Below are 16,194 nucleotides of genomic sequence, written 5' to 3'. Positions count from 1 at the left end.
CTTTTGACTGATTTTCGCTAATCTTATTCGTTAGTTAACACTTCAAGAATAAAAACGCCGCTTTATCGTGACTAAGGTAAAACTTATCTAGTTTTTAACTCCTAAATTACCTCCTAGTTGGTACATTACTCATACATGATTCCAACTAAGTGTGATATATGAAGCCAACAACTACACAAGAAAGTCTTCTGCATCTTGATTACATGACTTTGCTGGTATTTCTTCGACTTTACGAGTTTCAAAGCGGTAAACTCACAGCTGAGTCATTTAAAGTTCCCCAATCAAAAATTAGTCGTTGCCTGTCTAGGTTACGAGAAGCTTTTGATGATCCCTTGTTTATCAAAAAAGTGTCAGGCTTAGAAATAACCGATAAGTCTCAGCGCCTTTACCCTATCCTTAAACGTATTGAGATCAACCATATCGATCTTGCACAAGAAATAGATAAAAGCATCGAAACACTTAACAGTGAAATTGTCATTCATGCGCCTTCTGGTTTTACAAATGGCGTGCTAAGGAAACTGTATAACTGCCAGTGTAATAACGCGTGTATGAAACCCTGCGTTAAATCTGCAGTATTGCAAGACAACGGCGCAAATGACGAAGAAATGTTACTGAATAGTCATTGCGACATCGTCATTACCTGCAATCCGTCCATTCATGTTGGCATACAAAGTCAGAAAATTTGTGAAGTTACCGACACCTTTGTAGTCGCAAGAGAAAACCACCCAATTTGGGATGAGATGTATAAGCCAATTTTAGATCGTGTGCTTAATTACCCTGTAATTTTGACTGAAGTGCTGCATTTTAATAGCGAACTTGAAGCGACACCGCTAAAACAGTTTGCCGATTCTCGTCAAAGAGAATTACTCGTTGCCGCTAAAACAAACAACCTCAATGAAATTTCTGACTTCTTAGTCGGCACTGACGCTATTACTTTAGTGGTATCTCAAGGTGCGGTAGATTATTTAACCCATGATGACACCATCAGAGCGCAAATTGTCCCACGAAAAGAACGTGAAGAATTAATGCGTAATAAGCCCAATATGACGCTCTACATGCAAACCAGAAAGTCTGAACGTAAGCTATCTGAATGTGTAAAAAACAAAATTGCCGAGCTCATCACCACAGGAGCAAATGGCTGCATTAAAGCTTGTCAATTTGAGCGCTAAAATGATTGCCAGATTGTTAGTTAACCTAATACAAATAAACAAAATACCAGAAAGACTAATAAGCTAAATACTAAAACCTTACTCTATACACCAGCCGCAATGGCTGGTGTTACCATGCTTTGCCATCACTTCCCTTTCAATCACAAAACACGCAAAAGCCATCGCAAGGTTCATTTCTAAATACGCCTGACAACTCGAGATACTGGTTCCGTAAGATTTCAGCAGTAATCTCTTCACCGGCCCACGGTTTAAATAGCATCGTTATTATTCACTCAGATTTGACACTTGTTTGGAATGTCCGCAAGATAATTTGAGCTTTTGCTCTTTTCTCATCCAATCGGTTGAAAAACAGCAAGAAATTTATCGATAAAAATAACACAGAAACAACGTTAAGTTTTCTTGTTCGTGTTTAATCAGAATGGAATCAAGATGCATAGACAAAATATCATTATCACAGGGGCAAGCTCAGGTTTAGGTCAAGGTATGGCTATAGAGTTTGCTAAACAAGGCTGCAATCTAGGACTTTGTGCTCGTAGAACCGAACGATTAGATGCATTAAAAAGTCAAATCGAGTCGATTAATCCGAATGTCAACGTCTGGTTATTACCGCTAGATGTCAATGACCATCAACAGGTGTTTGACGTTTTTGAGCAATTTACTCAGTTAATGGGGCAAGTTGATCGCATCATAGTGAATGCAGGAATGGGAAAAGGTGGCTCAATAGGCACAGGATTATTTGAAGCCAATAAACAAACTGCACAAACTAATTTCATCGCAGCTTTAGCTCAGTGTGAAGCTGCAATGAGTATATTCCGTAAACAAAACGCGGGCCACTTAGTCACAGTTTCCTCAATTAGTGCACTGCGAGGTTTTAGACGAGCAATGACCGTTTATGCAGCAACTAAAGCAGGATTAAGCTCGCTTTCCGAAGGCATACGGTTAGATGTAATGAATACACCGATTAAGGTTACTTGCGTACACCCTGGTTACATTAAAACAGAAATTAACGATCACGCCGATGGGGCATTATTTATGGTCGATGCTGAAACAGGCTGCAAAGCTATGGTCAAAGCAATCAATAAGGAACCTGCGAATTGTTATGTGCCGAGTTACCCTTGGGCGATGATTCAATTAATCCTCCGTATATTACCTGATAAGTTTTTACGTAAAATGAGCTAGAAAATCGCTTACTTTTCAGCTTGTCGTCATATGTTGTTTACACTAAACCTCAAACATAAAAGAGCAATAAAACAACATATTGCAGACATATCAAACTAAAAGCACACAAAACTGTTCATTAAATAATTTGATACCAGTTCATAAAAATTAAGTCAGAAACATAAAAAGAGAAGCGTAAAGCTTCTCTTTTTATGTTCAAAATACTGAAACAGGATTACTTTAGCTCAGTAATATTAATCGAGCCTTTGCCATAGGTTGGATGGCCTTTTTGTTGTTCTTCCGGTAATTGATTTATGCAGTAATTAATATAAAAAATATTAAAAATTACCGTGAAGAACTTATTCATCTTGTAATCAATATCGAAGTTAACGTGAGCATAATCTTGAATCGCCGCTCTGGCACGAAAAGACCAAAAAACATAAAGACCAAATGCGATCAACAGCATCATATTTCCGACAAATCCGAATAATCCCATATCACTGTGGGTTAGCACGCCGCCAAGGCCAAAACACACAGCAATAGTTATCACGAAGCTATCGTCAGCAGTGCGAATTGAGGTGATATCATCCATTTTAGGGTATTTCGCAAACAACCAAAGAATGGGATAAATACCGCCAGTGAATAACGTCAACCAAAACAAACGACTTGTTTTAGTGTTAATTTTTTCAGGCAATTCTTTAATGTTGGAAATCATGAATGCTAAAACCTTTTTAATCGAATAAGCTGCTAACAAAAACGGATTGTATTAGCTTATTATAAAACTAATTTGCAGTCGTTATTATCATGCAAAGTAAAATTAAATAATAAAATCAGTGTTTAGCTCTCATTTTAGACTAATAATGTCGCTTCGCCAGTCATGCCATATTGAGTCACCTTTTAGCGACACCCCCCCAGCATTACACGAGATTTCAGGCAATTATTCATCAAGGCGCAAAACTCATCAAAAAAGCTGAGCGTAGATTAAGCTCAGCTTGTTCCCAAACGCATCTTCTTGTCACAGCTATACCACAGTGTAACTCAAGAGGCTGTGAGTTCCTTTGCTAACGCATCGGCATATCCCATCTTAGTTAACGCTGAGCGCACAATATCTAAAGTCATGGGATCTTCGATTGTGGCAGGCACAGTAAAGGCACTATTGTCGGCAATTTTACGCATCGTCGCCCGTAATATTTTACCTGAACGGGTTTTAGGCAGCTTTTGCACCGCACTCACCAATCTAAAGGAGGCAACAGGACCTATTTCATGGCGAACTAAGGCTAATAACTCCTTATATAATTGCTCATCAGAGATATCGACACCATTTTTTAATACCACTAACCCTAGAGGCACTTGGCCTTTAAGTTTATCTTGCACACCAATCACCGCCGCCTCAGCCACAGCATCATGTTGACATAATACTTCTTCAAATCGACCTGTCGATAAACGGTGCCCAGCAACATTTATGATGTCATCAATACGACTCATAATATAAAGATACCCGTCTTCATCGATGTAACCAGCATCACCCGTTAAGTAATAACCGTCATACATGGATAAATAACTGTCGACGTAACGGCTGTCATTATTCCAAAGCGTGGTGAGATTTCCTGGCGGCAATGGCAATTTAATCACGACATTACCACTTTCATTGGCAGGCACTTGCTCACCCATAGCATCAAGTACTTCAACTTGGTAACCCGGTACTGGCCTTGCTGGCGATCCTGCTTTAACTTCAATAGGATCGGCTCCCATTAAATTGGCAGCAACTGGCCAACCAGTTTCAGTTTGCCACCAATGATCAATCACTGGCTTGTTCAACTTTTCTTGCGCCCAGTAAAGCGTATCAGGATCGCAACGCTCACCCGCTAAAAAGACCTGCCCAAGACAAGACAAATCAACGCCGTCTAATCCATCACCATTAGGGTCTTCTCGTTTAATTGCACGAATGGCCGTAGGAGCGGTAAAAAAACTTTTAACGTTATATTGTGCAATAATTCGCCAAAAAGCCCCAGCATCAGGCGTGCCAACGGGCTTGCCCTCATACATTAAGGTTGTCGCTCCCGCCATTAACGGTCCATAGACAATGTATGAGTGACCTACAACCCACCCCACATCTGATGCAGCCCAAAATACATCGCCCGCATCAATATTATAAATATGTTTCATTGACCACATCATGGCGACTGCGTGGCCACCGTTATCTCTTACAACTCCTTTTGGTTGCCCTGTGGTACCTGAGGTATATAACACATATAAAGGGTGAGTTGACTCAAGGGGAACACAATCAATTAATGGTGCATCTGCTACTGCTTGCTGCCAATCAACATCGCGCTCACTCAGTAATTCAGCTTGATATTGTGGTCTATTTAAAATGACACAATGATTAACTTGATGAGTCGCTTGCTCTAACGCTTCATCCAGTAGCGGTTTGTATTTTACAACACCAGATGGCTCGATACCGCATGATGCTGATAACACAAGCTTAGGCTTAGCATCGTTAATTCTGGTCGCAAGTTCATTAGCAGCAAAGCCACCAAAAACGACAGAATGGATTGCACCGATACGAGCACAAGCCAACATTGCATAGGCGGTTTCTGGCACCATGGGCATGTAAATGACGACTCTATCGCCTTTTTTAATACCAATGGATTCCATGTAACCTGCTAAACGACTGACTTGAGATAACAATTCTTGATACGTAATACTGTAGTGATTTTGAGTCACAGGACTCACATACTCGATGGCAATACGATCGCCATGACCCGCTTCAACATGCCTGTCGACAGCATTAAAACAAGAGTTCATTTTGCCACCAGCAAACCACTGATAAAAAGGGGCATTCGACTCGTCCAACACAGTGTTAAAGGGGGTAAACCAAGTCACTGCTTGTGATGCTTGTTGCCAAAACGTCTGCTTATCTTGTATAGATTGCTGATGCATCTTCATCCCTAATCCAGCCATATGCTATTCCTCTATCAGTTTTTTATTCGCAATTGATATTTTTATTTCTGATCATAATTTTTTCATTATGGCGTGGTTAAAAAATAAACCCTATTAGACCAAGGGATATAGAAATACCGATAAATCCCGCTGCAATTTGCATAGAAATAATTAACTAACTAGCTGAAATTAAAACAGTCGTATAAATTTTCATGATAAACAGCAGCAAAAATTTGCTACACTTCGCCCAATTAAACACAAGCCTTTTCACCTCACCGAAACTGAGATTTTCTCAGTATTGGCAAGCTCAATTTACAACTTCATCAAGCGAAAACACATCACAAACCGGTGACAAACTTTACCTTTACGTAAACTTCATATATCTTGCATCAAAAGACGTATTTTTGGTGAGATGATGAGCGCGAATATAAACCCACAATCAACCTATTCAATTAGTGATTTATCAAAAGAATTTGATATCACGACTCGGAGTATTCGTTTTTACGAAGACCAAGGGCTTATTAAACCTAAACGCCGTGGGCAAACCCGTATTTACAGCTTAAAAGACAGAGTTCGTCTAAAACTGATTTTGCGTGGTAAGCGATTAGGCTTTTCGTTAGCTGAAACCCGTCGGTTATTCGAACTGTATGATGCGGATAAAAGCAGTACGTCACAATTACATACCATGCTCGACTTAGTAGAAGAAAAGAAAGCTTCGCTGCAGCAGCAAATGGATGACATCAAAGTCGTACTCATGGAGCTGAATTCTGCAGAGCAGCAATGCCGAGCGGCGCTAGAACAAGATTAAATAATTGGGGGGAGCCCCCCTCAAAGCATCACAATTAACAACTAAGCTCAAAACGTCGCACTCATCGACTCGATATAACGTTAAACCAAGCAATTAGTCACTAAGAACTGATGCTTAACCAATACAAAGCTCAACATAAAAATTATAAGCCTAAGAAACAACATAGTTTCACGGTAAAAGTACCTAATATTCAACAGGACACAAGACAATGACATCACTCTACACAAGCCTTAATTTCGGCCTGGGCGAAGACGTGGATATGCTTCGCGACGCCATCAATGATTTCGCAACAAATGAAATCGCACCGATTGCTGCGCAGGTCGATCAAGACAATACATTCCCTAACCATATGTGGCCACTATTAGGCGAAATGGGACTACTAGGCGTGACCGTACCTGAAGAGTTCGGCGGCGCTAATATGGGCTACCTTGCTCATGTTGTAGCCATGGAAGAAATCTCCCGCGCATCAGCTTCAATTGGCCTTAGTTATGGCGCACACTCAAACCTTTGCGTTAACCAAATTAACCGTAACGGTAATGCTGCTCAAAAAGCCAAGTACCTGCCTAAGCTGGTTAGTGGTGAGCACATTGGTGCCTTAGCCATGAGCGAACCTAATGCGGGTTCCGATGTGGTATCGATGAAACTTCATGCTCGTAAAGAAGGCGACCGCTACATTCTAAATGGCAACAAAATGTGGATCACTAACGGTCCTGATGCCGACACTCTAGTGATTTACGCTAAAACCGATATCGATAAAGGCCCTCACGGCATTACCGCTTTTATCGTTGAAAAAACCTTTAAAGGTTTCAGCACCGCTCAAAAGCTAGACAAACTCGGAATGCGTGGTTCAAACACCTGTGAGCTTGTTTTTGAAGATTGTGAAGTCCCAGAAGAAAACATTCTAGGCGGCCTAAACAATGGCGTAAAAGTATTAATGAGCGGCTTAGATTATGAACGTGTCGTATTATCTGGTGGTCCATTAGGCATCATGAATGCGTGCATGGACATCGTTGTGCCCTACATTCACGAGCGTGAACAGTTTGGTAAATCAATCGGTGAATTTCAGCTTATCCAAGGCAAAATCGCTGATATGTACACCGGTATGAATGCAGCAAAATCATACGTTTATAATGTGGCGAAATCATGCGATCGCGGTGAAACCACTCGTAAAGATGCCGCTGGCGCTATCTTATACAGTGCAGAGTTGGCCACGAAAATGGCGTTAGATGCGATTCAATTACTCGGCGGCAATGGCTATATTAATGAATATGCCACAGGACGATTATTACGAGATGCCAAGCTATACGAAATCGGTGCTGGCACATCAGAAATTCGCCGCATGCTAATTGGCCGTGAACTGTTTAACGAAACAAAATAGTCAAGATAGCAACACGCTATCGTAAGCACATAACCTAAGCCGTTCAAACGGCGGGCATCCGTAACTAATCGGTAAATCGAAAGTGTTTTGCGTAGCGTGGTTGAGAGTTTCCCCCATTGTCTCAGCCATGCTAACGCCTCACTTGATTCAATAAGGATATGCATTGTGACGCAACTGAGCAGCCGTATTAACTCCCGTAGCGATGAATTTAAAGCCAAACATAATGACATGGCTGCCATCGTAGACGACCTAAAACTCAAACTCGCTAAGATTGAACAAGGTGGCGGCCCCGCTGCACTTGAACGTCATCTTTCGAGAGGTAAATTGCTCCCTCGCCAACGTGTCGAAAAGCTACTCGATCCAGGTTCACCTTTTCTGGAAATTTCTCAATTTGCAGCATACGAGGTGTATGATGAAGCCGTACCAGCGGCTGGGGTCATTGCCGGTATTGGTCGTGTTAGCGGCGTTGAATGTATGATTATTGCTAATGATGCAACAGTCAAAGGTGGAACCTACTACCCCATCACAGTGAAGAAGCATTTACGCGCTCAAGATATTGCAAGTCGCTGTCATCTTCCTTGTATCTATCTGGTTGATTCTGGCGGGGCAAACTTACCGCGCCAAGATGAAGTCTTCCCTGACCGAGATCATTTTGGCCGTATTTTCTACAACCAAGCGCAAATGTCAGCGAAAGGGATCCCGCAAGTGGCAGTGGTTATGGGGCTATGTACCGCAGGCGGCGCATACGTTCCAGCAATGGCTGATGAATCAATTATCGTCAAAGAGCAAGGCACCATCTTCTTAGCTGGGCCACCATTAGTTAAAGCAGCTACAGGTGAAGAAGTCACAGCAGAAGAGCTTGGCGGCGCTGAAGTGCACACCAAAATTTCTGGTGTGGCAGATCATTTAGCGCAAAATGACGATCACGCATTAGAGCTTGCTCGTAAATCCATTGCGCGCCTTAATCATCAAAAAGACATTGCTGCGCAGCTAAGTCCAGTGAAACCACCTAAATTTGATATCAACGAGCTTTACGGCATTGTAGGCACCGACCTTAAAAAGCCATTTGATGTAAAAGAAGTGATTGCTCGTGTCGTTGATGACTCTGACTTTGATGAGTTCAAAGCGAATTACGGTAACACCTTAGTGTGTGGTTTTGCCCGTATTCACGGCTACCCTGTCGGTATTGTCGCCAATAATGGCATTTTATTTTCAGAGTCAGCACAAAAAGGCGCTCACTTTATTGAGCTATGTTGTCAGCGCAAAATCCCATTATTGTTCCTGCAAAACATCACTGGCTTCATGGTCGGTAAAAAATATGAACATGAAGGCATCGCTAAGCACGGCGCTAAAATGGTAACAGCTGTTTCTTGTGCAAATGTGCCAAAATTTACCGTGATTATTGGCGGCAGTTATGGCGCAGGTAACTACGGCATGTGTGGCCGTGCATTCGAGCCGACGATGATGTGGATGTGGCCAAATGCCCGAATTTCCGTCATGGGCGGCGAGCAAGCTGCAGGCGTTTTAGCGACCGTTCGTCGTGACGGTTTAGCTCGTAAGGGACAAGAATGGTCAGATGAAGACGAACAAGCCTTTAGAAAACCCATTGTTGAGCAATACGACAAAGAAGGACATCCATATCATGCGAGTGCACGATTATGGGATGACGGCATTATCGACCCAGCGCAAACACGCGATGTGGTAGGTCTTGCTTTATCGGCGGCACTAAATGCGCCTATTGAAGATACCAAATTTGGTGTATTCCGCATGTAATTGCGGTTTAACAATAGGAGTACATGATGACTGATACAGTGACACTACCGCTTTCTTTTCAACACATCGAATGTCAGCTTAACCAAGGTATTGGTGAGTTAATACTTAATCGTATTGAAAAGCATAACGCCTTTGATGAAGTGATGATTAATGAAATGATCACCGCCATTGAGTTTTTTGCCAATAACGAAACTTGCCATCAATTAATTCTACGAGCCAACGGGAAAAACTTCAGTGCAGGCGCAGACCTTAATTGGATGCGCAAACAAGCTCAAATGGACTTCGAGCAAAATCTCGATGACGCCCATGAGCTAGCCAAATTAATGCATGTTTTAGACAAATTTCCCAAACCGACCATTGCCTTAGTCAATGGCGCAGCCTTTGGCGGTGCACTTGGCCTTATATGTTGCTGCGATATCGCCATCGCCAATGAGCGTGCAAGCTTTTGTTTAAGCGAAGTCAAACTCGGCCTTATCCCTGCGGTGATTAGCCCTTATGTCGTCAGAGCAATGGGGAACCGCCAAGCAAGACGTTACATGCTCACAGCTGAACGTTTTAGTGCTGACGTTGCGTTAAATCATCAAGTTATTCACGAAATTAATGATGATTTAGATGCCGCTGCACAACCCTTTATCGATGCTTTTAACGCGAATAGCCCACAAGGCATGGCATGGGTTAAAACCTTAGTATCTCACCTCGAAGATGGTGTTATTAACGACGACACTCTTGCCTACACCAGTGAGCAAATCGCCCGTATTCGGGTCTCTGATGAAGGTCAAGAAGGTCTTAACGCCTTCTTTGAAAAACGCCCTGCTGCTTGGACAACTGCCAGCAAAAATAATAACGATAAAAGCCCCCAAGCAAGCACAAAGACTGCTGCACAAGGAGTTCAGTAATGTTTACCAAATTATTAATTGCTAATCGCGGTGAAATTGCGTGTCGCATTATTAACACCGCCAGAGATATGGGCATACGCACAGTCGCTTTATACTCTGACGCTGATGCCAATGCCCGTCACGTTGCTATGGCTGATGAGTCATTTCACATCGGTGGCAGTGCTCCTGCTGACTCATATCTAAAAGCTGATTTAATTATTGATATTGCTAAAAAATCAGGCGCTGAAGCCATTCATCCTGGTTATGGCTTTTTATCAGAAAATGCAGAATTTGCTCGCAACTGTGAACAAAATGGCATTGCATTTGTCGGTCCAGGTAGTGATGCAATTGATGCCATGGGCAGCAAAAGTGCCGCTAAAATCATTATGGGGGCGGCCAATGTACCATTAGTGCCTGGTTATCATGGCGATGACCAAAGCGATGCGACATTACTTGATGAAGCAAAAAATGTTGGCTACCCAATGCTCATTAAAGCCGCTTATGGCGGTGGTGGTAAAGGGATGCGCATTGTTGAGAGCCAGGCCGACGTGCTTGAAGCCATTAACTCAGCACGTCGTGAAGCTGCATCATCATTTGGCAATGACAAACTATTGATGGAGCGCTACCTTCGCCAACCTCGTCACGTTGAAGTGCAAGTCTTTGCTGACACTTTTGGCAACACGATTTACTTATCCGATCGTGACTGTTCAATTCAGCGTCGCCATCAAAAAGTGGTCGAAGAAGCACCAGCACCAGGCCTAAGTGATAGTTTGCGCAAACAAATGGGTGAAGCGGCAGTCGCTGCAGCAAAAGCTATTGATTATGTTGGCGCTGGTACGGTTGAGTTCTTACTTGATACCGATGACAGCTTTTACTTCATGGAAATGAACACTCGCCTGCAAGTTGAGCATCCAGTGACAGAAATGGTCACAGGGCAAGACTTAGTCAAATGGCAATTGATGGTAGCAAGTGGCAGCGAATTACCTTTGTCTCAAGATGAGGTGCGGGTTCACGGCCATGCTTTTGAAGTGCGTATTTACGCCGAAGATCCCCGTAATGAGTTTTTACCAGCTGCCGGTAAATTAAACTTCCTACGTGAGCCTGATCAAAACCGTCATGTACGCATTGATTCGGGTATCCGTGAAAACGATACCATCAGTAACTTTTACGATCCGATGATTTCAAAACTGATTGTATGGGACGAATCTCGCCCTCGCGCATTGCAGCGTTTAACCCACGCATTAAGCTCTTACCAAATCAGCGGTTTGAAACACAATATCGAATTTTTAGCCAATATTGCCGAACATAAAGCCTTTGCAGAAGCCGACTTTTGCACCGACTTTATTGAGCGTTACTCAAATAGCTTAATTGGCGATGTCACCGATGAAACTGAAAATGCATTGGCATTAGCCGGTCTTTACCAGGTATTGGCCCGTCAACAAGCTGCAAAAATCAATGCCACCAATAGCGATGATCCTTACTCGCCTTGGGGTCAAGTCAGCGGCTTTAGGCTCAACAGTGCCAGTGTGCATCATGTTGCATTGCTGCATGTCACAGGCGCAGATGGCGAACACGAACTGCAAAACCTAGTGATAACTGATTTAGGAGACTCGCTGCACCTTGGTTTAAATGGTCAAGCCCTTAAACTGGCTGGCAGCATCAAAGATGAGGTCTTACTGGCTGAAATTAACGGCCATAAAAGTAAAGTACCAGTTAGCCATGAAGGCGATGAGTTCACGCTATTTTTACCTTCTGGTAGTTATCACTTTAAAGCGGTTCTCGCCCAAGAAGCCGAAGAAACAGTTGATAGCGCAGAAAAACTAAAAGCCCCGATGAATGGCACGGTGGTAACACACTTGGTTGAGGTCGGTGAAACCGTCGTTGAAGGACAAGGGCTGCTAGTCATGGAAGCCATGAAAATGGAATACACCATCGAAGCCCCTTTTGATGGTGTCGTGAGTGAATTTTATTTTCAAAGCGGCGAGCTCGTCACCGACGGTGTTCAGCTTTTAAATGTCGAACCAACGGCTGACGCCGAACAAGCATAAGGCGTAAATAATGTTGCCGCATAAAGTCAGTATTTTTGAAGTTGGCGCCCGTGACGGATTACAAAATGAGCTTCCCGTCAGCACGCAAGACAAGTTAACGCTCATCGACCAGTTAGCTGATGCAGGTGTAACGCGAATTGAAGCGGGTAGCTTTGTTTCCCCTAAATGGGTGCCACAAATGGCCGACTCGGGTGATATTTTTAAGCAATTAACCCGCAAGCCAGATGTTGTTTACTCCGCTTTAACCCCTAACTTAAAGGGGCTGGAACTTGCGCTTGACGCTGGAGCAGATGAAGTTGCTATATTTGGCGCAGCATCAGAAACCTTCAGTCAGCGCAATATAAACTGCTCTATTGAAGAGTCTATTGCACGCTTTGAGCCAGTCATGGCAATGGCTAAAGCCCGTAACATTCCAGTACGTGGTTATGTCTCATGTGTCCTTGGCTGCCCTTACGAAGGTGACATTGAGATTGATGAAGTCGCTCGTGTGTCTGAAATACTTTACAAAATGGGGTGTTACGAGATTTCACTTGGCGACACCATTGGTGTTGGCACCCCCATTAAAGCCCGTAAGATGGTTGAAGCCGTGGCTAAATTAGTGCCTGTTGAAAAACTGGCACTACACTTCCACGACACCTATGGCCAAGCGCTTGCCAATATACAAGCTTGTTTAGACACGGGGATCAGTGTGATTGACTCATCTGTGGCCGGCCTAGGTGGTTGCCCATACGCTAAAGGTGCGTCAGGCAATTTAGCGACAGAAGATGTTGTATACATGCTTCATGGTATGGGGATTGAAACCGGTATCGACTTACACAAATTAGCTAAAGCTGGCCAACAAATTAGCGCCGCTTTAGGCCGACTAACGGGCTCGAAAGTTGCTCAAGCAATTTGCAGTGAATAACCAAGGTTATTCTGGCCCCAATAATTTGCACTTAACGCAAGATAGAAAAGGACAAGATGATGGCAGGACTCAATAAAGTCGTTCATAGCTACGAAGAAGCCTTAAACGGACTCACCAATGACATGACCATCATGGTCGGTGGCTTTGGCCTTTGTGGTATTCCAGAAGGGTTAATTAACCACATGGTAAAAATGGGTGTAACAGGATTAACCGCCATCTCAAACAACGCTGGTGTTGATGATTTCGGCTTAGGCCTTCTGCTAAAAGAACGTCAAATCGCCACCATGATTGCCTCGTATGTGGGCGAAAACGCCACGTTTGAGCAGCAAATGTTATCGGGTGAGTTAAACGTTATCTTGACTCCACAAGGCACATTGGCTGAAAAAATCCGTGCTGGCGGCGCTGGAATTCCTGCGTTCTTTACCGCAACTGGATACGGAACTCCTATTGCTGAAGGCAAAGAAACCCGTGAAATAAAAGGCCGACATTACGTGCTTGAAGATTCACTGACCTCTGACTTTGCCCTTGTTCGAGCATGGAAAGCTGACACGATGGGCAATCTGATCTTTCGTAAAACGGCAGCGAACTTTAACCCTATGATGGCAACTGCGGGCAAGATTACGGTCGTTGAAGCAGAAGAGATTGTCCAGCCGGGTGAATTAGATCCAAACCACATTCATACCCCAGGTATTTATGTTGACCGCGTCATACAAGCAAGCTTTGAAAAACGCATCGAACAACGTACTGTCAAACCAACTGACACGGCTGCAAAATAAGGAGCAAGAACATGGCTTTATCAAGAGAACAACTTGCTCAACGTGTAGCACAAGAAATGCAAGACGGCTTTTACGTTAACTTAGGTATCGGTATTCCAACCTTAGTCGCTAATTACATTCCAGACGGCATGAGCGTCATGCTGCAATCTGAAAATGGCTTGCTGGGTATGGGCGAGTTCCCAACCGAAGACACCATTGATGCTGATTTAATTAATGCAGGTAAACAAACGGTCACCGCTGTTGATGGCGCATCTTTTTTCTCATCAGCAGAAAGCTTTGCCATGATCCGTGGCGGCCATGTGGATTTAACCGTACTAGGTGCATTTGAAGTGGATGTTAATGGTTCAATTGCATCATGGATGATCCCAGGAAAATTAATTAAAGGCATGGGCGGCGCAATGGATTTAGTTGCTGGCGCTGACAATATTATCGTCACCATGATGCACGCAGATAAAAAAGGTAACTCAAAGCTACTGCCTCTATGTGAGCTGCCATTAACAGGCTACGGCTGCATCAAACGTGTCATGACAGACTTGGCCTTTATGGAAATCAAAGACGGCGCATTTCACTTGCTAGAGCGTGCACCAGGGGTGAGCGTTGAAGAGATTGTTGCTAAAACTGCGGGTAAGTTGGTCGTGCCAGAGCATGTACCAGAAATGGTGTTTTAAATTGAATGCTTGATTCAATTTAACTTTGAAAAGATCAAAAGCGAGCTTCAATGGAGGTTCGCTTTTTTGTTGGTGATTCTGAAGTTTTATGGGATTGCTTAAAGCCACAAAGATAACAGCAGAATCAAAGTCGTGGCGCTTCGCCCACACCAGAGCCAAGGGGGAAAGCGCTTATCCCCCTTAACAAACCCGCAGCGCTCCAACGAAGTTATTCTATGAAGCGAATAAGCTGCGGCCTTACTCGAAAATAACTAACGCTTCCGATGGGGCGTCCCTTCCCCTCGAAAGCTAGCCAGACATCCATGACTGGACTTACGTTATTTTCTTCAACGACCACAGCAACTTCGAATGGAGAGTGTTGAACTAGCAGGGCCAGTTGTTACTTTTGAGGTTTAACCATATAGCTAATACTTATCAAGCATTAATGAGCTCATATACACTTTGTAGAAATGACATTTTGATGGCTAATAAAATCAGTTATTCTTTATATCATTAGAACTTCACCCGTTAATTCGTTCTAATAATGGAGTAAATGGGTTTCAAACTTAAAAATCAATTTCTTGCAGGAGATACTATGAAAAAACAAACAAAAAAGAATCATTTTAGCCCTGTATTTGCTAATCAACATTGGACAAATGAAGAAAATGGTTGGCATTATAAATATTATTATTATTGTCCTCATCGAAAATGTGTTGTGGATTCACACAAAGATAAAGGTAAAACGGCATGGGGGTATGAATTCAATTTATATTCACAGGAATTGGAAGATAAGCTTGATACTGAAATCGAGAATAATACCGCTCAAATTTACGATAAGCTTTCAAATGAAGAAACTCTAAATAATGATGAAAGAATGAAGTGGGGACAATTTATTATTACCCAATCTATGAGAACTCCTAGTTTTTTCAAATATCGCGAAGAGCTTGAAAAATCAAGTGATGTAGATAATTCCTTTAAAGAAGATATTATTGGCTGCCAATGGTGCGAAGATAATAAATATATTGCATCTCGAAACTGGATAATTCTCGAAGCAGCCGAAGGTGATTTCTTTGTTCGAACTGATAACCCTGTTTATATGACTGGCTTTCTCCATAACCCAAATACAACGATATTTTATCCTTTAAGTCCTAAAAAATGCTTTGTTGCTTGTTCATTTATTGAAATACAGCTAGCTCTTATAGGAAGCAAATTACCTTTCCCAAAACAAGAAGTACTTAAGTTAGAGAAAGGTAACGCATATAAAATTAATTTTGACCTCATAAAATCAGCTTCGACCTCTTTAATAGTTGCAAAAAATGACAACAATAACGTCATCAGCAAGATGAACCTTGAGCTTCTAGGGGCCTTTCCACAGATACCATATATGTTATCTTCTGCAGAAAATGATTATGCCGAATCGATTAAAGTTGAGCAGTTAATACAACTAATGTCATGCACCGATGGGATTGAATACCCAGAATATAGAGACTACGAGCTAAAGCCCTTTTATGGAATTGAATTTTCAATAGGGATAAATCCATTCTCTGTTTTTGGTGTTACTAATCAGCAGTTAAAAGAGTTAAATCCCGATATTGAAATAGAAATAGAATAAGTTAGGCAAATATCCAAGCTTCAATTAATCCTGCTGATTCAATGCTCTCCGTTGGAAGTGTCTGAATGCGTTAAGTTCATTTGCGTGATGGAGGCTGGTCATTCTC

13 protein-coding genes are annotated in these 16,194 nt (G+C 42.6%); 11 read left to right on the top strand and 2 right to left on the bottom strand.

Annotated elements, in window-relative coordinates:
- The first annotated feature begins 158 nt into the window (after window positions 1-158).
- The gene (locus tag J8L86_RS15485; RefSeq protein WP_211030961.1) at window positions 159-1,169 is read left to right on the top strand and encodes a LysR family transcriptional regulator; all 1,011 of its coding nucleotides are present in this window, start codon (window positions 159-161) and stop codon (window positions 1,167-1,169) included.
- A gap of 429 nt (window positions 1,170-1,598) precedes the next feature.
- Complete coding sequence (locus J8L86_RS15480) at window positions 1,599-2,348, top strand: SDR family oxidoreductase (protein WP_080916190.1); 750 nt, start codon at window positions 1,599-1,601, stop codon at window positions 2,346-2,348.
- Between the two features lie 214 nt (window positions 2,349-2,562).
- Here J8L86_RS15480 and J8L86_RS15475 read toward each other — a convergent pair whose 3' ends face one another.
- Window positions 2,563-3,042: a hypothetical protein gene (locus J8L86_RS15475; RefSeq protein ID WP_247663432.1), complete on the bottom strand. Its 480-nt coding sequence runs from the start codon at window positions 3,040-3,042 to the stop codon at window positions 2,563-2,565.
- A 323-nt stretch (window positions 3,043-3,365) separates the two neighbouring features.
- A complete protein-coding gene (locus tag J8L86_RS15470) occupies window positions 3,366-5,288 on the bottom strand; it encodes a propionyl-CoA synthetase (protein WP_065108479.1) in 1,923 nt (640 codons plus the stop codon).
- Between the two features lie 394 nt (window positions 5,289-5,682).
- On the opposite strand from J8L86_RS15470, the gene J8L86_RS15465 reads away from it, so the two are divergent.
- The 9 genes from J8L86_RS15465 (at window position 5,683) to J8L86_RS15425 (ending at window position 16,088) form a co-directional block, all read left to right on the top strand.
- Window positions 5,683-6,075: a MerR family DNA-binding transcriptional regulator gene (locus J8L86_RS15465; RefSeq protein WP_055026075.1), complete on the top strand. Its 393-nt coding sequence runs from the start codon at window positions 5,683-5,685 to the stop codon at window positions 6,073-6,075.
- Window positions 6,076-6,283: 208 nt separating this feature from the next.
- Complete coding sequence (locus J8L86_RS15460) at window positions 6,284-7,453, top strand: isovaleryl-CoA dehydrogenase (RefSeq protein ID WP_211030960.1); 1,170 nt, start codon at window positions 6,284-6,286, stop codon at window positions 7,451-7,453.
- Between the two features lie 165 nt (window positions 7,454-7,618).
- Complete coding sequence (locus J8L86_RS15455) at window positions 7,619-9,226, top strand: carboxyl transferase domain-containing protein (protein ID WP_055026073.1); 1,608 nt, start codon at window positions 7,619-7,621, stop codon at window positions 9,224-9,226.
- 23 nt (window positions 9,227-9,249) lie between these two features.
- On the top strand, window positions 9,250-10,122 hold the full coding sequence (locus J8L86_RS15450; protein WP_211030959.1) for an enoyl-CoA hydratase-related protein: 873 nt from the start codon (window positions 9,250-9,252) through the stop codon (window positions 10,120-10,122).
- Window positions 10,122-12,149, top strand: a complete 2,028-nt coding sequence (locus J8L86_RS15445) for an acetyl/propionyl/methylcrotonyl-CoA carboxylase subunit alpha (protein ID WP_065108482.1) — start codon at window positions 10,122-10,124, stop codon at window positions 12,147-12,149. The genes J8L86_RS15450 and J8L86_RS15445 overlap by 1 nt, the downstream gene beginning before the upstream one ends.
- Before the next feature lie 10 nt (window positions 12,150-12,159).
- Window positions 12,160-13,053, top strand: coding sequence for a hydroxymethylglutaryl-CoA lyase (locus J8L86_RS15440; protein ID WP_065108483.1), 894 nt, complete (start codon window positions 12,160-12,162; stop codon window positions 13,051-13,053).
- Window positions 13,054-13,112: 59 nt separating this feature from the next.
- Window positions 13,113-13,829, top strand: a complete 717-nt coding sequence (locus J8L86_RS15435; protein ID WP_055026069.1) for a CoA transferase subunit A — start codon at window positions 13,113-13,115, stop codon at window positions 13,827-13,829.
- A gap of 11 nt (window positions 13,830-13,840) precedes the next feature.
- A complete protein-coding gene (locus J8L86_RS15430; RefSeq protein ID WP_211030958.1) occupies window positions 13,841-14,497 on the top strand; it encodes a 3-oxoacid CoA-transferase subunit B in 657 nt (218 codons plus the stop codon).
- A 574-nt stretch (window positions 14,498-15,071) separates the two neighbouring features.
- Window positions 15,072-16,088, top strand: a complete 1,017-nt coding sequence (locus J8L86_RS15425; RefSeq protein WP_211030957.1) for a DUF4238 domain-containing protein — start codon at window positions 15,072-15,074, stop codon at window positions 16,086-16,088.
- The last annotated feature ends 106 nt before the right edge of the window (window positions 16,089-16,194 follow it).

Source organism: Shewanella sp. MMG014, from assembly GCF_018100775.1.
Lineage (GTDB): Bacteria > Pseudomonadota > Gammaproteobacteria > Enterobacterales > Shewanellaceae > Shewanella > Shewanella japonica.
The sequence above is the reverse complement of the archived record's forward strand: the minus strand, read 5'-3'. Positions and strand labels throughout refer to the sequence as shown.